Annotated in this window: 15 protein-coding genes and 1 tRNA gene; 9 read left to right on the top strand and 7 right to left on the bottom strand. The window is 62.4% G+C overall.

The window, feature by feature from the left end; all coding sequences use genetic code 11:
- Window positions 1–80: 80 nt before the first annotated feature.
- From BWP39_RS06860 to BWP39_RS06835, 6 genes are all read right to left on the bottom strand, one after another.
- The gene (locus BWP39_RS06860; RefSeq protein WP_207556623.1) at window positions 81–2108 is read right to left on the bottom strand and encodes a phospholipase D-like domain-containing protein; all 2028 of its coding nucleotides are present in this window, start codon (window positions 2106–2108) and stop codon (window positions 81–83) included.
- A 42-nt stretch (window positions 2109–2150) separates the two neighbouring features.
- Window positions 2151–4880 (bottom strand): type VI secretion system Vgr family protein, encoded by a 2730-nt coding sequence (locus BWP39_RS06855; RefSeq protein WP_096718060.1) that lies wholly within the window; start codon window positions 4878–4880, stop codon window positions 2151–2153.
- Window positions 4881–5244: 364 nt separating this feature from the next.
- Window positions 5245–5321: transfer RNA gene (locus BWP39_RS06850), tRNA-Met, on the bottom strand.
- A gap of 99 nt (window positions 5322–5420) precedes the next feature.
- Entirely contained in the window at window positions 5421–7079 is a 1659-nt protein-coding gene (locus BWP39_RS06845) for an MFS transporter (RefSeq protein ID WP_096718058.1), read from the bottom strand.
- A 227-nt stretch (window positions 7080–7306) separates the two neighbouring features.
- Window positions 7307–8854 carry a sensor histidine kinase N-terminal domain-containing protein gene (locus tag BWP39_RS06840; protein ID WP_096718056.1) on the bottom strand — a complete coding sequence of 516 codons (1548 nt, stop codon included), beginning with the start codon at window positions 8852–8854 and terminating at the stop codon, window positions 7307–7309.
- Window positions 8855–8868: 14 nt separating this feature from the next.
- Window positions 8869–9639 (bottom strand): response regulator transcription factor, encoded by a 771-nt coding sequence (locus BWP39_RS06835; protein WP_096718054.1) that lies wholly within the window; start codon window positions 9637–9639, stop codon window positions 8869–8871.
- Window positions 9640–9887: 248 nt separating this feature from the next.
- Here BWP39_RS06835 and recA point away from each other — a divergent pair, with 248 nt between their 5' ends.
- From recA to BWP39_RS06795, 8 genes are all read left to right on the top strand, one after another.
- Window positions 9888–10967, top strand: a complete 1080-nt coding sequence (recA, locus tag BWP39_RS06830; protein ID WP_096718052.1) for a recombinase RecA — start codon at window positions 9888–9890, stop codon at window positions 10965–10967.
- Window positions 10968–10974: 7 nt separating this feature from the next.
- Window positions 10975–11796: a recombination regulator RecX gene (gene recX, locus BWP39_RS06825; RefSeq protein ID WP_096718627.1), complete on the top strand. Its 822-nt coding sequence runs from the start codon at window positions 10975–10977 to the stop codon at window positions 11794–11796.
- A 148-nt stretch (window positions 11797–11944) separates the two neighbouring features.
- Window positions 11945–12721: a DUF2889 domain-containing protein gene (locus BWP39_RS06820; protein ID WP_096718050.1), complete on the top strand. Its 777-nt coding sequence runs from the start codon at window positions 11945–11947 to the stop codon at window positions 12719–12721.
- Window positions 12718–13887 carry an ADP-forming succinate--CoA ligase subunit beta gene (gene sucC, locus BWP39_RS06815; RefSeq protein WP_096718048.1) on the top strand — a complete coding sequence of 390 codons (1170 nt, stop codon included), beginning with the start codon at window positions 12718–12720 and terminating at the stop codon, window positions 13885–13887. Before BWP39_RS06820 ends, sucC begins: the two co-directional genes overlap by 4 nt.
- 115 nt (window positions 13888–14002) lie before the next feature.
- Window positions 14003–14884, top strand: a complete 882-nt coding sequence (sucD, locus tag BWP39_RS06810; RefSeq protein ID WP_096718046.1) for a succinate--CoA ligase subunit alpha — start codon at window positions 14003–14005, stop codon at window positions 14882–14884.
- Window positions 14885–15053: 169 nt separating this feature from the next.
- Window positions 15054–15782: a TerC family protein gene (locus tag BWP39_RS06805; protein WP_096718044.1), complete on the top strand. Its 729-nt coding sequence runs from the start codon at window positions 15054–15056 to the stop codon at window positions 15780–15782.
- Between the two features lie 236 nt (window positions 15783–16018).
- On the top strand, window positions 16019–16549 hold the full coding sequence (locus BWP39_RS06800) for a pilin (protein ID WP_328590118.1): 531 nt from the start codon (window positions 16019–16021) through the stop codon (window positions 16547–16549).
- A gap of 117 nt (window positions 16550–16666) precedes the next feature.
- Window positions 16667–18451 (top strand): PglL family O-oligosaccharyltransferase, encoded by a 1785-nt coding sequence (locus BWP39_RS06795; RefSeq protein WP_096718040.1) that lies wholly within the window; start codon window positions 16667–16669, stop codon window positions 18449–18451.
- A 68-nt stretch (window positions 18452–18519) separates the two neighbouring features.
- Here BWP39_RS06795 and moaC read toward each other — a convergent pair whose 3' ends face one another.
- Window positions 18520–18996, bottom strand: a complete 477-nt coding sequence (moaC, locus tag BWP39_RS06790; protein ID WP_096718038.1) for a cyclic pyranopterin monophosphate synthase MoaC — start codon at window positions 18994–18996, stop codon at window positions 18520–18522.
- Window positions 18997–19199: 203 nt separating this feature from the next.
- Between moaC and BWP39_RS06785 the strand changes: the two genes are divergently transcribed.
- Window positions 19200–20945, top strand: a complete 1746-nt coding sequence (locus BWP39_RS06785) for a M48 family metalloprotease (protein WP_096718036.1) — start codon at window positions 19200–19202, stop codon at window positions 20943–20945.

Here is a 20945-nt window from a genome sequence, read left to right as displayed (position 1 = left end):
ATACGCGCTGGACGTTAGCAAGCCCAGAACAACAACGATGGTCCGGAAGAAGAATGTGGCCGACTTCATAGAGAGTCTCTTCATGCCGTATTCGCAGTTTCGGTAGACGAAGGTGTGTCGATGGACGCGTGCAATACGGTTTTGCTCCGCTGGTCCATAAACGGAAGCAGGAACCCTTCCATCGGTTTCTGGTGTTGCCGTAGATCGTCGTTATGGTCCATCAGGTCGTTCCATGCCTTGAACACATCAGGGATGTGATCCCTGTCACAGGGAGCACTGATCTTGCCGTTCGACATCAGGGAGAATACCCGCTCACGCAGGCCCGATGCCAGTGCCTGTCCCGTCACGCCGACATTGATCTCGCTATCGACGGACATGCTGCGCTGGTCCATGTTCGCACTGCCCACGGTGACAAAGACGTCGTCGACGATCATCAGCTTCGCATGAATATAGATCTCGCGATACGCCATCTGACCACTGACCATGCCGCTCGTGCGCAGCCGCGCGATCGTGACTTTCAGGCCGATCGTATCCTGTAGCTCCTGAAGACTCTGCGGATGGAACGTGTTTTCGCCCCGGTCGTTCTTGTAGGTTTGATAGACCTTCTTCTTGCTGACCAGATCGCTTTGCCCCTTCATCGCATCGCTATGACCGAGTTCGGCTAACGAGTCATAGGTACGCGGGATCATGCCCGGGTCCTGCGGGTGCGGTATGACGACGAACAGATGCAACATCGGCGCGTCCTGCTGCGGTTTGTTCGCGAGCTTCGCCCACGCATCGTGGAATTTCTGCCGTTCCTGCTTCACGTGCCGGGCGAACTCAGGATAGAAGAAGTACTGGTTCTCCATGTAGATATAGTTGCGCGCGAAACTGGTTGCCTGATAGTAGAGCTTCTTGATGGTCTTTTCGCGCTCGTGCGCCTGGGTACGCACAATCTGCACTTGCTGCGCGGGGTTGTCCTCCCCGCTCGGAATTCTGGACGGCAGGTCCTTCAGTTCCGTTGCCTGCAATTTGGGTGGTGCGAAAAGATTCCAGCCCCCTACGAAATTCTGGTGCAGTCGCTTCAGTGCCTTGCCGACCAGCCGGCACGCATAGTCCTGGTAAGGATTCGTCTGCGAGTAAACGGCCGTGCTGAGCGGGCCTTTCGGGTCCTGGGTTTCCTGCTCGTGTTTGAGTTCGCTATCGACATACGACGGCTTCCAGGTCTCCCGTAGCGGGTCGTCGATCTGGTGAGCAGTTCGATCCCAATAGTCGGTGATCGAGTTCAGACCCATGACATAGCCGACTGCCTTGCTGCCGTCGTCGTAGTCGTAGTCGATCAGGATCGGCTTTTGATGATGCGATGGATACTCTTCGAGCAGCTTCTTCTCACTGACACCGCCAAGCCACTCGGTCGTTCCTTCCGTGTGCGTGCTGGGGGCGTCTTGCTCCTTCGGATCAGCCGCTATCAATGCCTGAACGTCCGCCTTCGAAATGCTGCGCAGGACAATCTGCAGTCGCGGATTCGACCCGCCGCCGCTCTTGCCGTCAGGCAAGTTCCGCTTCCACCAGTCGATGCAATATTGATTCCGTGTCGGATTCGTATAGGGAGGATCCTGTTGCATGCCGAGTCGCTGGATCGGATGCCATACACCGGAGACCGGCACATCGGTGAAGCCGGGCATGCTGTTCTGTACCTTGGACCCATCGCCGTCGTACCAGAGCAGAAGCCGTACCGTGACAGGATTGTCCGCACGCTTCGTGATCTCTTCCAGCAACGCGCCGTAGACGATTCCACGTGGCCAGACGCCAGGGTAAGGTTGCGCGCTGACGTGCGGGTCTCCGGCCCAGCACGCAGTCGGAGCGCTCATGCTGCGCACCAGCTCCATACCGGGATCAAACCCCCAGCAGCAGATGTCGACCGATTTTTTCGCCGCGATGAGGTCGTTGGCGATCGATTCAAATCCTTCCTGACCACAGACCAGGAATTTCACGTCGTTACCTGTGGTCGGCATGGCATCTTTGTCGATGTCTTTTTCAAGCAGCCATTGAACGGAACCTTGCGCGCTCTTGCCGGCTTCGTCGATCGCGACGTCCATTGCGCGGTGAGAGTCGAGAGTATCTGTCACGTTGTTTTTCCCTGGTCGTTGTGAAATGCGCCGCTATCCGGATCAGATCACCCGCTCGCCGCGGTTGGTGCGCTGGTCTGCATGATCGGGGTCGCCCTGAAGCGCGTCTTTCACTTTCAGATCGAACTGTCCACCGTTGATAAGTTTGACCTTGTAGGCCGGTGTACCGGACTGGTGATCTTTCACCACGACACGGCCGAATTCATCCGTGACGCCCTCACCGATCTTGGCGCCGCCCTTGTACAGTTCGTAGGGCTCGCTCACGTATTGATGCGCTTCGCCCGGCAATGCGCTCAGTGCAAAATGCAGTTGCTGTTTTCCCGGCGGCAAGGACGGAATGTCCGGCGTACTGACGCTGTCAGGCGCGACGAACATCCGCGTTGCCGAGTGAACCTCGAAGCTGCCCGCTGTGCCGCTCTTGATCTGCGCCGCGCTCCAGCGCGTGTAGCTGCCACCGCCGTTAATCTCGACCTCCTGCTGCGCACTGATCGTGATCTTCGTGGCCGTCACCGTCACGTTCAGCTTCGCCAGCAGGTTGATGTTGTCCTTCAACGCCTTCACGTCGATGTCGCCTGCCGCAGCAATGAGCCGCATACCCGCTTCGGAGACGAACAGGCGCAACGCTTTTTGCGCGCTGGCGAAGAAGCCGCCACCGGTGCTGACCGATACATGCTCGCCCGATGTCAGCGAGGTGGTCTTACCGCTGCTGAGATGAATGATTTCCGGTGTGCTCGCGGCCACACCTGCGGGACTGGCCAGCACGAGCTGCGGATTCTTGAACTGCTTGAGCGAACCGCCGCCCTGAATGTTTTTAGCCTGCGTCTTCAACGCAGCGGCGACCGCCTGCTGTTCTCCATCCTGCGCACCCGCCGACTGTGCCGATTGCGCGAGACCTGCCGCCGTATCCTGGGCATTCGCCAGTTGCAGGTTCACCTCGTCGACACTGAAAGCATCTCCGGTCGCGCCGGGGCGCGGGTGGGTTGTCAGCAGCAGCCCGCGTGCGCCGCGCACGGCAGCGTTTCCGTCGGTGCGCAGTTCCACCCCTTCGCCGCGCTTCTCGCCACGACCGGCCGGCTCGCTCACACGCGTGATGTAGCCCGCATGCAAACCCGATTCAAGGTGGTCGCTGCGAATCTGCGTCTGCACCTGTCCTTGTGTGTCGTCCTTGAGCCAGACGTTGTTCTGCGCACCACCGATTTCCTTGCTCACGAATCCGGACAGCATGTGCTGGTCGGGCAGATTCCACTGCGGTTTGTTCGCACCGTTACCGACGCGCGCTGTGATGAGGGGCCGGTCCGGGTCGCCATCCAGAAACGACACGACGGCCTCGTCGCCGACTCTCGGCAACTGGATGCCGCCGAAGCCGCCGCTCGCCCACGGTTGTGCCACCCGCATCCAGCACGAACTGCGCTCGTTGCGCTGGCCAATGCGGTCCCAGTGGAACTGCACTTTCACGCGGCCCATCGGGTCGGTGTAGATTTCCTGCTCGCCCGGTCCCACCACGGTCACTGTCTGCAACTGCATGACCGGCTTGTGATGTTCGAACGGACTATGAAACGGTACGGATTTGCGCTGCGTTTCAATCTGGACAACGAAGACACCCGTTGAACCGTCCGGATGCGTGACGCGGTTCGCGTTGCTTCCCTGACTGTCCGTCGCTTCGGCGAGCTCACCTTGCAGGCTGTGCGGAAAATTCGCGTGATGACTGGAGCCCGGAAGGTTGTTCTCGATCAGCCACACCGTTTCGATGATCGCGAACTGGCGTCTGTCTTCAGCATCGCGATCATGCTCCGGGTGCCCGGCCAGCTCGAACCATCGACCGGCATCGGCTGCTCGCAGACCACCCGTGCCATAGAACCGTTTCGCACGCGACTCCCATTCCTCCATGCGAACTTTCGACAGGTGGTCGCCGCGGTCCTGCTTCAGATAGCTATAGGGCCCGGTGTATTCGTAGACTTCAAGCTGCTCGGGCAGCTCCTGCGACACCGTCGGCACGCTCGTGCCCTTCGGATTGACGAGGGACGACGGGCTCTTGTAGTCAAATGTGCGGGTCGTGAGCGCAGCGCTGTGCAGCGTGCGGGCACTTGACCAGTGAACGAGTGCGTCCACTTCGTTATTCGTGCCGTGTCGGGAAAACTGCACCGTCTGAGGGGCGAGCGGCTCACAGGTATCCAGGCGGTCCGTGATGGTCAGGGTGTGAGATTTGCCGTCGCCGGCCTGTGTCCAGATGCCGTAGAGACCCTCGACTTCCATCAACCTGTGAACGAAGCTCCAGTCGTCCTCGTACTGTGTGCAATACGACCGCAGTTCAAGCGGTTTCGAAATCGCAAATTTGAACTGGCCTTTTGCCTGGGGGTGGGCGTTGAGTACATCGGTCAGGATGGCATCGACGGACTTGTCCTGCCAGATGCGCTGGTCGCGGCGGAACTTGAGGAAATTCATCCACGACGCAAAGCGGATCTGATAACTGGTGAGCCCGCCTTCCGATCCCAGACGCCGGACCGAATAAACGTAGCCGTGATGCGGGAGATAGGATTTATCGGTTTGCTGGAGCCAGAGCGTAACGGGCTGACCGATCAGCTGTTTAAGCTTGATATTGCCGTGGGTCGACAGGACATCGAGCGTGAATTCAAATTGACGGCCCATACGCGACGAGCCCGCGGCACGTTGTGGCAACAGCACGTCATGGCCCAGCGGCGTATCGAGTTTCAGCAACCGGTCCTGCTGGATGAGCCCGCCTTGAATGGCTCTGATGAGATCCTGCGCGCCCATTTCAGCCCTTTATGACTTTCTGCTCGCGGATGTCACCGGCATGGCGTGGGCGCGCGCGATCCTACGGACTACTCCGCTATCGATGGCGCTCCGTGCAATATGCCCTCGCGTGGCAAGTTGAAATACCCGGTGTCATTCGCGTGCTCTAGTTATCAAATGTCACGAGTTCGACCAAAGAGGAACGAACGACATTCGTGACATTTCAACAAGGCTGGAGCAGGTGGAATGGCCCCTCGACGCGAGATGGGGGCGGTCTGCTGCGATCGGGTCGGTCCGATCGTGAGACGGCGAATGGCGTTATTTGATGGATTTTGTCGCAGTAAACGGCAAAGGGTTACGCAAACGCGTAACCCTTTGATAAAACTGGTGGCGAATCAGGGATTCGAACCCCGGACCTGCGGATTATGATTCCGTCGCTCTAACCGGCTGAGCTAATTCGCCATATGAGAGGCGAGATTATGAAGACGACGCCGGGGGCTGTCAACCCCCGGCCGTCACATTGCAGAACTCCGCTCCGGGCCGCAGCCCATCGCCTTGGTCTCAATCGCTGGCGTAGATGTTGGAGTCCTTGGTCTCCTTCACGAAAAACAGGCCGATCACGAAGGTCGCCAGCGCGATCACGATCGGATACCACAACCCCGAGTAAATATTGCCCTTCGCCGCGACGATCGCGAACGCGGTTGCCGGCAGGAAGCCGCCGAACCAGCCGTTACCGATGTGATACGGCAGCGACATCGACGTATAGCGAATGCGCGTCGGGAACATCTCCACGAGCATCGCCGCAATCGGTCCGTACACCATCGTCACGAAGATCACGAGGATCGTCAGGATCACCACGGTCATCGGCCAGTTCAACTGGGCCGGGTCGGCCTTCGCTGGATAGCCTGCGGCCTTCAGCGTGGTGCCGAGCGTCTTGTCGAATGCCTTGGCCTGATCCTTCGCGTCGGCGGCCTTGCCGTCATACGTGTTGACGACCGTATCGCCCACCTTGATCTGCGCCAGCGTGCCCGCCGGTGCGGCCACGTTGTCGTAGTTCAGGCCGGCCTTCGAGAGCGCGCCCTTGGCGATATCGCATGAACTCGTGAACTTCGCCGTGCCCACCGGGTTGAACTGGAACGAGCACTCGGTCGGATCGGCGATCACGACGATCGGCGATTGTTGAGTCGCGGTTTCCAGCGCCGGGTTTGCATAGTGCGTGAGCGCCTTGAACAGCGGGAAGTAGGTCAGCGCCGCAATCAGGCAGCCGGCCAGGATGATCGGCTTGCGCCCGATGCGATCCGACAGCGAACCGAAGAACACGAAGAACGGTGTGCCGATCAGCAGGCCCAGCGCGATCAGGATATTGGCGCTGGTGCCGTCCACCTTGAGCGTCTGTGTCAGGAAGAACAGCGCGTAGAACTGGCCGGTGTACCAGACCACCGCCTGGCCGGCGGTCAGCCCGACCAGCGCCAGAATCACGATCTTCAGGTTCTTCCATTGGCCGAACGCTTCGCTCAGCGGCGCCTTCGACGTCTTGCCTTCAGCCTTGATGCGTGCGAACGCCGGGGATTCGTTCAGCTGCATCCGGATCCACACCGACACGCCGAGCAGGATGATCGAGGCGAGGAACGGCACGCGCCAGCCCCATGCGCCGAACGCCTCTTCGCCGATCGAGGTGCGGATGCCGACGATCACCAGCAGCGACAGGAACAGCCCGAGCGTAGCGGTCGTCTGGATCCACGACGTGTAGAAACCGCGCCGGTTCGCCGGTGCATGTTCGGCGACGTAGGTCGCCGCGCCGCCGTATTCGCCGCCCAGTGCGAGACCTTGCAGCAACCGCATCGCGATGAAGATCACTGGCGATGCAATGCCGATCGTCGCGTAGCCCGGCAGGAAACCGACCACGAAGGTCGACAGGCCCATGATCACGATCGTCACGAGGAAGGTGTACTTGCGTCCCACCATGTCGCCGAGCCGGCCGAACACGATCGCGCCGAACGGTCGCACCGCGAAGCCCGCGGCGAAGCCAAGCAGCGTGAAGATGAAGGCGGCGGTCGGATTGACGCCGGAAAAGAAGCTCTTGCTGATAAAGGCAGCCAGCGACCCGGCCAGATAGAAGTCGTACCACTCGAAAACGGTGCCTAGCGACGATGCGAAGATGACCTTCTTCTCCTCGCGTGTCATTGGCGCATGCGATATTTGTCCGCTAACGCTAGCCATGTACTGTCTCCATGTTGATATGCGTGCGCGTTCACCCCGGTCAGGCCGCACGTGCACCGATTATTGGAGCGGAAACTTACTGCCTACTGACGCGGTGTCTCAAAAGTCGGGGCGATCCTCCGGCTGCAAAGATGGTGCGATTTCCCGCGATAAATGTGTCTTGTTCGATGAATCTGCGCATATCACACCATTTTCGTCGATAGATGCGCAAGGGGTGTGCGGGCGGCTTAGGGTAAGTCCGATGCCCGTTTCAGCATAGTCAGGCTGACACGCACGAGCGTGCCCGCAAGCTGCGGCGCATGTTGGTACACGTGATCCTCGATGGCAAGCGAGCCGCCATGCATCGCGGCGATCTCCCGAACGATCGCAAGACCGAGCCCGCTGCCGTCTCCCTCGCGGCCGAGAATCCGGTAGAACCGCTCGACCACGCGTTCGCGCTCGGCAGCCGGAATGCCGATGCCGGTGTCCTCGACCTCGAGATGAACGCGCTGCGCCGCGGGTTCGGCGCGCACCCGCACGGTGATACGTCCACCAGCCGGCGTATAGCGAATGGCGTTGTCGATCAGGTTCGACAGCATCTCGCGCAGCATCACCGGGTTGCCGTCTACTGCAACCGGTTCGTCCGGGCCTTCGTAGCCGAGATCCATCTGCTTGGCGAGCGCCGGCTGCACCCAGTCGCGCACGGCGTGGCGGGCCACTTCAGTGACTTCGACCGGCGTGAAGATCTGTCCGGACATGCGGTTTTCCGCGCGGGCCAGCGCGAGCAGTTGCGTGACGAGCCGCGCCGCGTGCTCGGAACTCGTCGCGATCTGTTCGAGCGAACGATGGACTTCGGCGGGCGCGTTCTGGCGTAACGCCAGTTCGGCCTGGGTGCGCAATCCGGCGAGCGGTGTCTTCATCTGATGCGCGGCGTCCGCGATGAAGCGCTTCTGCAATTCCATGTTCTGTTCGAGGCGCGTCAGCAGATCGTTGAACGATGTGACGAGCGGCTCGATTTCCGGCGGCGCGCGCCGCGCTTCGAGCGGCGAAAGGTCATCGGGGCGGCGCGCGCGGATATGCGACTGCAGCGCATGCAGCGGCGCCAGCCCACGCGACAGCCCGAACCACACGAGCACGATCGCCAGCGGTAGGATCACGAACTGCGGCAGGATCACACCTTTGATGATGTCGTTCGCGAGCTGGCTGCGCTTGTCGAGCGTCTCGGCGACCTGGACGAGCACGGGTTGGGCGCCGGGCGTCTGCGGAAACTCGACGGTCGTGTAGGCGACGCGGATGTCGCTGCCGCGCAGCACCTCGTCGCGGAATTCGACGAGGCCGGGCTGCGGTCGGTCTTCTTCGTGCGGCAACGGCATGTCGCGGTCGCCGGCGACCAGCTCGCCGCGCGTACCGAGCACCTGGAAGAACACGTTATCGATGTTGTCCGCGCGCAGGAATTCGCGCGTCGAATCGGGCAGCGACAGCTCGGCGACGCCGTTCACCGGATGGATCTGGCGAGCCAGCACGTAAAGATCGGCTTTGAGCGCGGTATCGAACGGACCGTTGGCAATCGTCTTGGCCACCAGATACGTGACTGCGATGCTCATTGGCCACAGCAGCAGAAGCGGCGCGAGCATCCAGTCGAGGATCTCGCCGAACAGCGAGCGCGGGCGTGCCTCGGCGGCGGCTTCGGTTTCGTCGGGTGGGGCGAACGGGTTGGCGTAGCTGGCGTCGCGCGCTTCGTCGAGATCCGCCGAAGGGGCGATGGGCGCAGTGGCGCGGTCTGCGCGGGCGGGCATGAATGGCTTGCCGTCTATCTATAGTGCTGACTCGCCGGCATCTCGGGCGATGTGGGTGGCGCGGGATCGGCGGCCTGGGTGTCTGCATACGCCTGCGGTTCGCCCGCGGCGCTAGCCGGTGTGGCCTTCTCGAGGCAGTAGCCGAGGCCGCGAACTGTGGCGATGCGCACGCCACCCGGTTCCAGTTTCTTGCGCAGCCGGTGAACGTAGACCTCGATGGCGTTGTTGCTGACTTCCTCGCCCCATTCGCATAGGTGATCGACCAGTTGTTCCTTCGAGACCAACCGGCCGACCCGCTGCAGCAGCACTTCGAGCAGACCGAGTTCGCGTGCCGACAGTTCGAGCACCTGCTCGTTGATGCAGGCAATCCGGCCCACCTGATCGAACGACAGCGCGCCATGCCGCACCACGGTCGGACCGCCGCCTGCGCCGCGTCGCGTCAGTGCGCGCACGCGTGCTTCGAGCTCGTTGAGTGCAAACGGTTTGGCCATGTAATCGTCGGCGCCGAGGTCGAGGCCCTTGACCCGTTCGTCGACGCTGTCGGCGGCGGTCAGGATCAGCACCGGCAGGTTCGAGTTACGCGCGCGCAGGCGGCGCAGCACTTCGAGCCCAGACATGCGCGGTAATCCTAAATCCAGGATAAGCAGGTCGAAAGTTTGCATCGAGAGAGCGGTATCGGCTTCGACGCCGTTCTTCACGTGGTCGACGGCATAGGCCGATTGGCGGAGTGATCGAACGACACCGTCCGCGAGTATGCTGTTGTCTTCGGCAATCAGAATTCGCATGGTGCGTCCAGCCTGGCATTGCCGGCACCGAGGATGCACCTGGCGCGCAGCGGTCTCCGGAAATCTTGTGGGTAGTGTTGGCGCGCTCCGGTTGGACGCGTGCGCCGTAACGTGGCGTGCGCGCAACTTCAATTCCGGGCTTGCTAAAACTACTGTTTTTTTATACAGTATCTGCGTTTGGTGTGCAGCTTGATGAAACGGGCTGCTCCACCACCTCAGACGCCGATCATCATAGCAAAGGACGATTCATGGAAGAAAGCAAGAAAGGCCCGGCTGGACTGACTGCTGAAAAGAGCAAGGCGCTTGCCGCCGCGCTCGCGCAGATCGAAAAGCAGTTCGGTAAGGGGTCGGTCATGCGGCTCGGCGCTGGGGAAGCGGTCGAGGACATCCAGGTGGTCTCCACGGGTTCGCTGGGGCTCGACATCGCACTGGGCGTGGGCGGTTTGCCGCGTGGCCGGGTGGTCGAAATCTACGGGCCGGAATCGTCGGGTAAGACCACGCTGACGCTGCAGGTCATTGCTGAAATGCAGAAGATCGGCGGCACGGCGGCGTTTATCGACGCGGAACACGCGCTCGATATCCAGTACGCGGGCAAGCTTGGCGTCAACGTGTCCGACCTGCTGGTGTCGCAGCCGGATACCGGTGAACAGGCGCTCGAAATTGCCGACGCGCTGGTGCGCTCGGGCTCGATCGACATGATCGTGATCGACTCGGTGGCGGCACTGGTGCCGAAGGCCGAAATCGAAGGCGAGATGGGCGATTCGCTGCCGGGCTTGCAGGCACGGCTGATGTCACAGGCGCTGCGCAAGCTGACCGGCACGATCAAGCGGACCAACTGCCTCGTTATCTTCATCAACCAGATCCGGATGAAGATCGGCGTGATGTTCGGTAACCCGGAAACCACGACGGGCGGTAACGCGTTGAAGTTCTACGCGTCGGTGCGTCTGGACATCCGCCGTATCGGCTCGATCAAGAAGAACGACGAAGTGATCGGCAACGAGACGCGCGTGAAGGTGGTCAAGAACAAGGTGGCGCCGCCGTTCCGCGAAGCGATTTTCGACATTCTGTATGGCGAGGGTATTTCGCGTCAGGGTGAGGTTATCGACCTGGGCGTGCAGGCCAAGATCGTCGACAAGGCCGGCGCCTGGTACAGCTATAACGGCGACCGTATCGGCCAGGGCAAGGACAACGCCCGTGAGTTCCTGCGTGAAAATCCGGACATCGCGCGTGAAATCGAAAACCGTATTCGCGAATCGCTGGGTGTGAATGCGATGGCGACGGCTGCGCCTGTCGGTGCCGCTGCTGAAGTCGCCGACGAAGAGGAGTAGTCGTCGCGTGATACGCAAGGGCCGGCCGGTGTCCGATACAAGGCGCGTCGGTGGCCCGCGCGATGACGAGTCGCGTGGATCATCCGGTCCCGCGGCTGCGTCTGATTCATCGGCTGATCCATTCGAGTCTTTCGACGATCACGACCGCGCTGCTGGTTTGAACTCCGGTCGTAACTCCGATCGAAACACTGGCCGATCCTCCGGCTGGTCCCGGCCCACGCGAGATTCACGTCGCTCGGGCGAGGCGAGCGCTTCAGGCGCTGATGCCTCTGCTTCAGAAACGGTCTATAGCCGATCGCGCCGTACTCCAGGCGAATCAGGCTCGGCCCAAAACTCCACCGACACCGATACCGACCCCACCGCGCGCACCACGCGCCCAGGCCGCTCACTAAAAGGTCGAGCACTCGGCTATCTATCCCGCCGCGAATACAGCCGCGCCGAACTCTCGCGCAAGCTGATGCCGTTTGCCGACGAAGCCGATCCGCTCGAAGCATTGCTCGACGAACTCGAGCGCGATGGCTGGCTCTCCGACTCGCGCTTTGCGGAAAGCCTGATCAATCGGCGGGCGTCGCGTGTTGGCACGAGCCGGATCGTGAGCGAGTTAAAGCGTCACGCGGTGAGCCAGACGCTGATCGAGGAAACCGGCGCACAGTTGCGCGAGACAGAAATGGCACGGGCCCAGGCGGTCTGGCGCAAGAAGTACGGCGCACTGCCCACCACCGTCGCCGAGCGCGCAAGGCAAGCACGCTTTCTGATGGCGCGCGGGTTCTCTCAATCCATCATCGGAAAGATCCTGAAGGGAATCGATGAAGAGTGGAGTGGCGACTAACGGCCTCGCGTTGCCTTCCACGATGCTGCATCGCCGCAGACATCGCCCGAAAGTCCAGCCCGTCAGCCTCCCACGGCTGACTCCAAGATGTCTCAAATACTCGGTATGCTAAAATCAGGCGGTTTTCCAATCCGGCCTTCCGTCCCGCATGCCGCTTTCCCCGCCCGCCTCCCGTCAGTTGCGCCACCGTCGCGCAATCCATGCGGAAGCCTATGAGCGTGCCGATGGCTTGTGGGACATCGAGGCGTGCCTGACCGACCAGAAGCCACGCGATGTGGCGCTTGCGTCGGGTGTCCGGCCCAATGGCCTGCCGATCCATGAACTCTGGCTTCGCATCACGATCGATCGCAAGCTCACTGTCGTCGACGCCGCAGCGTCGTCCGACTGGGTGCCCTATCCCGGTCAGTGCGAAACCGCCAATTCCGCTTATCGGGCCCTCATCGGGCTCAATCTGCTCAACAACTTCCGTCGCGACGTTACCCGCCTGCTGGCCGGTACCGCGGGCTGCACGCATCTCACCGAGCTCTGCGCAGTTCTGCCCACGGCCGCCATTCAGGCATTTGCCGGTGACGTCTGGAACACGAAAAACGGTGGCCCTGACGGCAAACACGAGCAAGGCAACGAAGGCCAGGCAAGCAGCGGCACGGACAACGCAAGCAACACCACACCAACCACCAGTTCAATCGACAAACCGCCTTTCCAGCTCGGTCGCTGCCACGCGCTGCGATTCGATGGCGAAGCGGTTCGACAGTTTTATCCGCGCTGGCACGGCCACGCGCCACGCTCCGCCCGGGCCGAAACAGCCGGCGAGCCGTGCGCAAACGATGCAGCCAGTGCAACCAGCGCAAACGATACAACTGACACCAGCGATAAAAACAGCAATCAAGTTCAATCCAACTCTCAGACTGAAGGGAATCACGCATGAAGATTCACGAGTACCAGGGTAAGGAAATCCTGCGGAAATTCGGTGTCGCGGTACCGCGCGGCACGCCGGTGTTCTCGGTGGATGATGCGGTCAAGGCCGCTGAAGAGCTGGGCGGCCCGGTATGGGTCGTGAAGGCTCAGATCCACGCGGGTGGCCGTGGCAAGGGTGGCGGCGTGAAGGTGGCGAAGTCGCTGGAACAGGTTCGTGAGTACTCGAACCAGATTCTCGGCATGCAGCTCGTCACGCACCAGACTGGTCCGGAAGGCCAGAAGGTGAACCGTCTGCTGATCGAAGAAGGCGCTGACATCAAGAAGGAACTGTATGTCGGCCTCGTGATCGATCGCGTCTCGCAGAAGATCGTCGTGATGGCATCGAGCGAAGGCGGCATGGACGTCGAAGAAGTCGCAGAAAAGACGCCCGAGCTGATCCACAAGATCGCGGTCGACCCGGCAACCGGTCTGAAAGACGCCGAAGCCGACGAACTCGCCACGAAGATCGGCGTGCCCGCCGCATCGCTGCCGCAAGCACGCGCGATCCTGCAAGGCCTGTACAAGGCGTTCTGGGACACCGACGCATCGCTCGCCGAAATCAACCCGCTGATCCTGACCGGCGACGGCAAGGTGATCGCACTCGACGCGAAGTTCAACTTCGATTCGAACGCACTGTTCCGTCATCCGGAAATCGTGGCGTACCGCGATCTGGACGAAGAAGATCCGGCTGAAGTCGAAGCGTCGAAGTTCGACCTCGCGTACATCTCGCTCGACGGCAACATCGGCTGTCTCGTGAACGGCGCAGGCCTCGCGATGGCGACGATGGACACCATCAAGCTGTTCGGCGGCGAACCGGCGAACTTCCTCGACGTCGGCGGTGGTGCGACGACCGAGAAGGTCACCGAAGCGTTCAAGATCATGCTGAAGAACCCGAATCTGACGGCGATTCTGGTCAACATCTTCGGCGGCATCATGCGCTGCGACGTGATCGCGGAAGGCGTGATTGCGGCGTCGAAGGCCGTGTCGCTGAAGGTGCCGCTCGTGGTCCGCATGAAGGGCACGAACGAGGACCTCGGCAAGAAGATGCTCGCCGACTCCGGTCTGCCGATCATCGCGGCCGACAGCATGGAAGAAGCTGCGCAGAAGGTCGTCGCGGCCGCTCAGGGCAAGGCGTAAGCCAGCCCGGCGCTTACCACGGTCAACACGGATTACGAATGGCGGCGCGCACGCAGCGCAGGCGAAGAGCATCTCGCCGCGCGGCTCGCGGCGCCGGACGAACAGAGGTCAATACATGTCGATTCTGATCAACAAAGACACGAAGGTCATCACGCAGGGCATCACCGGCAAGACCGGTCAGTTCCATACGCGTGCCTGCCGTGAATACGCAAACGGCCGCGAAGCTTACGTCGCGGGCGTGAACCCGAAGAAAGCCGGCGAAGACTTCGAAGGCATTCCAATCTACGCAAGCGTCAAGGAAGCGAAGGCCGAAACGGGCGCAACCGTTTCGGTCATCTACGTGCCGCCGGCAGGCGCGGCCGCCGCGATCTGGGAAGCCGTCGAGGCCGACCTCGATCTCGCCATCTGCATCACGGAAGGCATTCCTGTGCGCGACATGATCGAGCTCAAGGCCCGTATGCGTGCGGAAAACCGCAAGACGCTGCTGCTCGGACCGAACTGCCCGGGCACGATCACGCCGGACGAACTGAAGATCGGCATCATGCCGGGTCACATCCACCGCAAGGGCCGCATCGGCGTCGTGTCGCGTTCGGGCACGCTGACGTATGAAGCAGTCGGCCAGTTGACGGCGATCGGCCTTGGCCAGTCGTCGGCAGTGGGGATCGGCGGCGATCCGATCAACGGTCTGAAGCACATCGACGTGATGAAGATGTTCAACGACGATCCGGACACGGACGCCGTCATCATGATCGGCGAGATCGGCGGTCCGGACGAAGCGAATGCTGCGACCTGGATCAAGGACAACATGAAGAAGCCGGTGGTTGGCTTCATCGCGGGTGTGACGGCGCCTCCGGGCAAGCGCATGGGCCACGCTGGCGCGCTGATCTCGGGCGGTGCCGATACGGCCGAAGCGAAGCTGGAAATCATGGACGCCTGCGGTATCAAGGTGACCAAGAACCCGTCGGAAATGGCGCGTCTGCTGAAGGCGATGCTCTAAATCAAAATAAGCCAGCGATTTGTCCGCTTCACTGGCGCACATGCTGGCGCATTTTTGATACTCTTACGAAACCCTTTCGTGAGAGCGAAGTCCTAAAGCGAGGGAGCGAGCCATTGCTCCCTCGCTTTTTTTGTTGGCTTCATCCGGCGCTTCCTTCTACTCTTCCTCCATGCTCGAATTCTTCGCGACGCTCCATTGGGGCGCAGTCATCCAGATCATCGTGATCGACATCCTGCTCGGTGGCGACAATGCGGTCGTCATCGCGCTGGCCTGCCGCAACCTGCCGCCGCAGCAGCGCGCCCGCGGCATCCTGTGGGGCACCGTCGGCGCGATCGTGCTGCGGGTCGCGCTGATCGCGTTCGCGGTCGTGCTGCTCGACGTGCCGTTGCTGAAATTCGCGGGCGGCGTATTGCTGCTGTGGATCGGCGTGCGTCTGATGGCCCCGGCCGAAGACGCACATGCCGGTGTCAAACCCGCCGACAAGCTGGTCGCCGCAATCAAGACGATCATCGTCGCCGATGCGGTGATGAGCCTCGACAACGTGATCGCGATTGCCGGCGCGGCGGAGCAGGCGGACCCGGAGCACCGCATCGCACTCGTGATCTTCGGTCTGGTGGTGAGCATTCCGCTGATCGTCTGGGGTAGCCAGCTCGTGTTGAAGCTGCTCGATCGCTTCCCGATCGTCGTCACGCTCGGTGCGGCGTTGCTCGGCTGGATTGCGGGTGGGCTGATCATCAACGATCCGGCCGGCGACCGCTGGCCCGCGCTCGATGCACCGGCAGCCATCTACGGGATGGAAATTGCGGGGGCGCTATTCGTCGTGATTGTCGGCTATCTGCTACGCCGGCGTAACGCGCGGCGCGCGGCCGGGCAGACGCCGCCCGGCACGCATTCCTGACGAAGACCGTTGACCGTTCGGCCAGCTAGGTAAGCAGCCGGCGGCTGGCTACGATCGAAGCGCCTGTTCCGATTCGCGGAGCAGGCGTTTTTCGTTTCAGGAGCCCGCCGATGATCGTTCCCGTCCTCTCGTTGTTTCCTCCGTCGCGCGCTTTGCAAACCGACGCCGCTGAGCGTGGTCCGTCACGCTTCGCACGACTCGTCCGGCATCTACCACCGGATTGCGTCGCCCCAACGATCGCAAGATTCACGCGCCCGATCGGTTTCACACTGATCGAACTGATGATCGTGCTCGCGATCGTCGGTGTGATCGCGGCTTATGCGATTCCCGCGTATCAGGACTATCTGGCGCGTAGCCGGGTGGGCGAGGGCCTGGCGCTGGCGACCTCGGCGCGCCTCGCGGTGGCCGAGAATGCCGCGAGCGGCAATGCATTCGGCGCAGGCTATACATCGCCTCCCGCCACGCGCAATGTCCAGTCGCTGCAGGTGGACGATGCCAGCGGTCAGATTGCGGTGACCTACACCGCCCGCGTCGCGCCCGCCGGTTCGAATACGCTGGTGCTCGTGCCATCGGTACCCGACAACGCCGATACGCCGACCGGGCGCGTCGCTCTCACGCGAGGCACGGTGCAAGCCGGCGCGACGACCTGGGAGTGCTTCGCCGGCGGCAAAACCACGTCGTCGCTGGCGGCACCGGGCGCAGGCCCCGCACCCGCCGATGCACCCACCTTGCCGTCGAATCTCGCCCCACCCGAGTGCCGCGCATGACCGGTCAGCAGGTTCAATCAGTTAAATACGGGTAATTTGGGTCGATTTCGGCCGTCCGGCGCACAGCACGAGGATTTTTTTGTATAGTGCGCCGGTTGCTGACGCCCCCGGTTACTCATGCCCACCCCATTCGCGCGCTCTCTTTCTCTCATTCTGCTTGCCGTTGCGTTGATCCTGCCTTACGCATGGGTCGGCCATACGTACCCGATTCCGACCTTCTACGCTGAGTTCGTCGCATTGGTGCTGTACCTGCTGACCGGTGCGGCGGTGGCGATACTCGTCATCAGCGCGCGACCGCGCGTGAAGTTCGCGTCGCCAGTGGTCGCGCTCGTGCCGCTCGCGTTCGGGTTGCTGCTGGCCGCGCAGTCGGTGGTATTGCCGGTCGCGCAACCTTCGATGAACTGGCTCGGCGCCGGCTTTCTGCTCGCTGCGTTCATGGCGGTGCATGCGGGTTACGGCTTTGCGCGGGCGCAGATGTCCGAGGAGGTGCTGGAGGCGGCGGCGGGCGCGCTGATTATCGGTGGGCTGTTCGCGGTGTTCTGCCAGGTGATGCAGCTGTTCCACCTCGAAGGGAAAGTGTGGCCGCTCGTGGTCGAGTACAGCGTCCTCGTCGACCGGCGGCCGTTCGGCAACATGGCGCAGGCGAACCATCTGGCCACGTATATCTCGTTCGCGATGGCCGGTGCGTTGTTCCTCGTGCAGACGCGCAGGCTGCCGGTGGTGATCTGGGCGCTGCTGTCGACGGTGTTTGCCGCGGGCCTTGCGTTCACCGTGTCGCGCGGGCCGTGGCTGCAGATAGGGGTGATCGTCGTCGCTGGTTTCTGGATGGCGCTTGCCGAGTCTCGCCGCAACATGGGCCGCGAGCGCGGCGGCCGCGCGTGGCTGATCCCGATCGTGCTCGCCGTGCTGTTTATCGCGGTGAATGCGGCGGTCCGCTGGGCGAACGTGCACTACCACCTCGAACTCGCGCAGTCCGCTGCGGACCGCTTCAAGGACGCCGGCCAGATCGCGCCGCGTCTCGCGCTGTGGAAGTACGGCTGGACGATGTTCCACACGCATCCGTTGCTCGGTGTCGGTTGGGGGGAGTTTCCGCGCTATCAGTACGACTTCGTCAAGCAACTGGGTGCCGTCGAGATCGCCAACAACTCGCACGACATCTTCATCGACCTGCTCGCGAAGACCGGTCTGATCGGTCTGGCGATCGTGCTGCTTGGGCTGATCGCGTGGCTCGTGCGGGTGCTGCGCGCGCCGCATACCGCGGCGCGCGTATTCGGTATCGCGCTGATCGGCGTGCTGGTGATGCACGCGCTCGTCGAGTACCCGCAGCAGTACATGTTCTTCCTGCTGCCGGCGATGTTTATCTTCGGTCTGCTCGAGACAAGGCCGCTGCGGCTCGTGTCGGGTCGGGTGTCATTCGGTGTGTTCTACGTGATCGTGCTGGGCGGGATTGCTGCGCTGTATCCGATCTATCGCGACTACACGCGCGCCGAAGTGCTGTACTACGGTTCGAAGCCGGCCGAGCAGTATCGTGCGAACCCGTCGTGGCTGTTCCGCGCGTGGGGCGAGTATGGCTATGCGACGCTGCTGCCGGTCAACGCGACGAACCTGCAATACAAGCTCGACATGCACAAGCAGGCGCTTGCGTTGCTGCCCGGCGAAACGGTGTTGCGCCGTTATGCGGTGCTGCAGGCGCTGAGCGGCGACACCAACGGCGCATTCGATACCGTCGAGCGCCTGAAGATATTTGCCGGGGAATTGCACGACTGGCCGTCGCAGTTGGGCTACCTGTACGACCTGTGCGACGACCAGAAGACGCTCGGGAGTTTCAAGGAAGCGCTGATGAAGAAGTACGGCACGCCGCCGAAAGACGTCAACGACGATGACGACGATAGCGATGATTGACTACGAGCGACACGTGAAGTGAAATGCGGCGCGTGCTGCCACATTGGCACGCGCGCCGTGAGCTCCGCTCAGTCCGCGCTCCAATCCCCCGATTTCCCCCCGCGCTTTTCCTGCACCTTCACATCGGTGATCGTCATCCCGCGATCGACCGCCTTGCACATGTCGTAGACCGTCAGCAGTCCCACCTGCACGGCGGTTAGCGCTTCCATCTCGACACCGGTACGGCCAAACGTTTCGACCTGCACGGTGCAATGCACGCCGGGGAGCGCTTCGTCGAGCGTGAAGTCGACGGCAACGCGCGTCAGCGCGAGCGGATGACACAGCGGAATCAGATCTGCGGTGCGCTTCGCGCCCTGGATCGCCGCGATTCGCGCGACGCCGATCACATCGCCTTTCTTTGCGTGACCGTCGCGGATCAGCGCGAACGTGGCGGGCAGCATGCGGATCGAACCACGCGCGACGGCAATGCGTTTCGTTTCCTGCTTGCCGCCGACGTCCACCATATGCGCCTGTCCGGCTGCATCGAAATGAGTGAGTTCGGGCATGGTCGGGCTCCTTCAGAGGGCGCCTATCATACAGCGACAGGCTGGGGTGCGACGCGACGATAGCAGGGAAGGCCAGTATCGCGAGTGTAGCCGGGCACCCACAAATCAACATGACGCAACGAGTGCGCTCGCTACAATAACTGCAAGCCCGGCTCGCACGTCGTGTGCGGCCTCGTCTTCGACTCCGCCATTCCTAACCTGCAATGCGCCCGAAACGGTTTGTCGCTGCCTTGCTGTGCGTCACGCTGCTCGCGCCACCGGGCGTTTATACGGTCGCGCAACCGATCACGCTGTCGGGCGATAGCCGCAGCGTGAGCGCCAGCACATCCGGCAGCGCATCCGCCAGCGGCCCACCACTCGAAATCGGCCCACTCAACTCATACGTAGTGTCGATCGTCCCACCGTCGATCGCCGACGGCGTCTTCGGCACCTACGGTGGTGCCGAAAGCCGTTTCTCCGGCAAGCCCGGCCCGAACGTCGGCTGGCGCGCACCGCTCGTTAGCCAGCAACTGCCCGATCTCGGCGACGGCTCGGGCGGCAAGCTCACGCCACAGGCCGAGCGCAGGCTCGGTGAGCGCGTGATGCGCGAAGTGCGGCGCGACCCTGCGTATCTCGACGACTGGCTCGTGCGCGACTATCTGAACTCGGTGGCGGCCCGACTCGCGGCGGCCGCGAGTGCACAGTACATCGGCGGTTATCGTCCCGACTTCGATCTGTTCGCGATGCGCGACCCGCAGATCAATGCGTTCTCGTTGCTCGGCGGCTTTATCGGCGTGAACACAGGGCTCATCGTGACGACGCAGACCGAATCCGAACTCGCCTCGGTGCTCGGACACGAGATGGGTCACGTGTTGCAGCGGCATATCGCACGCATGATCGCGACCGGCGAGCGCAACGCCTACGCCGCGCTGGCGGCGATGCTGTTCGGCGTGCTCGCAGGCATCGTCGCGCGCAGCGGCGATCTGGGCAGTGCGATTGCGTTCGGCGGACAGGCGTACGCGGTGGACAGTCAATTGCGCTTCTCGCGTTCCGCGGAGCACGAAGCGGATCGCGTCGGCTTCCAGTTGCTTGCCGGTGCCGGCTACGATCCGTACGGCATGCCGGCGTTCTTCGAGCGGCTCGATCGTGCGTCGATGGGCGATGCGGGTGTGCCGCCGTATGCGCGCACGCATCCGCTCACCGGCGAGCGCATCGCCGACATGGAAGACCGTGCGCGTCGCGCGCCGTATCGTCAGCCGCGTCAGTCGCCCGAATACGGTTTCGTCCGCGCGCGCGTGCGGGTGCTGCAGCAGCGCTCCCGCAGCGACTATGCGGACGAGATGTCGCGAATGCGCTCCGAGATCGACGAGCGGACCGCGGTGAACGTCGCGGCAAACTGGTACGGCGTGGCGTATGCACAGATGCTGCTCGAACGCTACGACGATGCGGCTGCGTCACTCGATACCGCGCGCAAGTATTTCGATGCTAGCGAGGCGAGCGAAGGCAGCACCGTGCGCAGCACGCCGAGCCTCGACATCCTCGCGGTCGATATCGCGCGTCGCGCGGGCCATAACGACGACGCGATGCGACTCGCGGAAAGCGCGCAACGTCGCTGGCCGCAATCGCACGCCGCCATCGACATGCGTCTGCAGACGCTGCTTACTGCGCGACGTTTCGCCGATGCGCAGACGCTCGCGTCACAGGAAACGCGTGCCGATCCGCAGCAGCCCGCGTGGTGGCGCTACCTCGCGCAGGCGAGCGCAGGCACCGGCGACGCGCTGTTGCAGCACCGCGCGCTGGCGGAGAAATTCGCGCTGGAGGGTGCGTGGCCATCGGCGATCCGGCAACTGAAGGAAGCGCGCGACGGCAAGACGGTCGGCTACTACGACCTGGCGACGATCGATGCGCGCCTGCACGACTTCGAGACACGCTACAAGGAAGAGCGCGAAGACGAGAAAGACAGCGGATGA

Origin of the sequence: Paraburkholderia acidicola (assembly GCF_002362315.1) — a bacterium.
Lineage (GTDB): Bacteria > Pseudomonadota > Gammaproteobacteria > Burkholderiales > Burkholderiaceae > Paraburkholderia > Paraburkholderia acidicola.
Note: the sequence above shows the minus strand (reverse complement) of the source record. Positions and strands in the feature narration are given on the sequence as shown.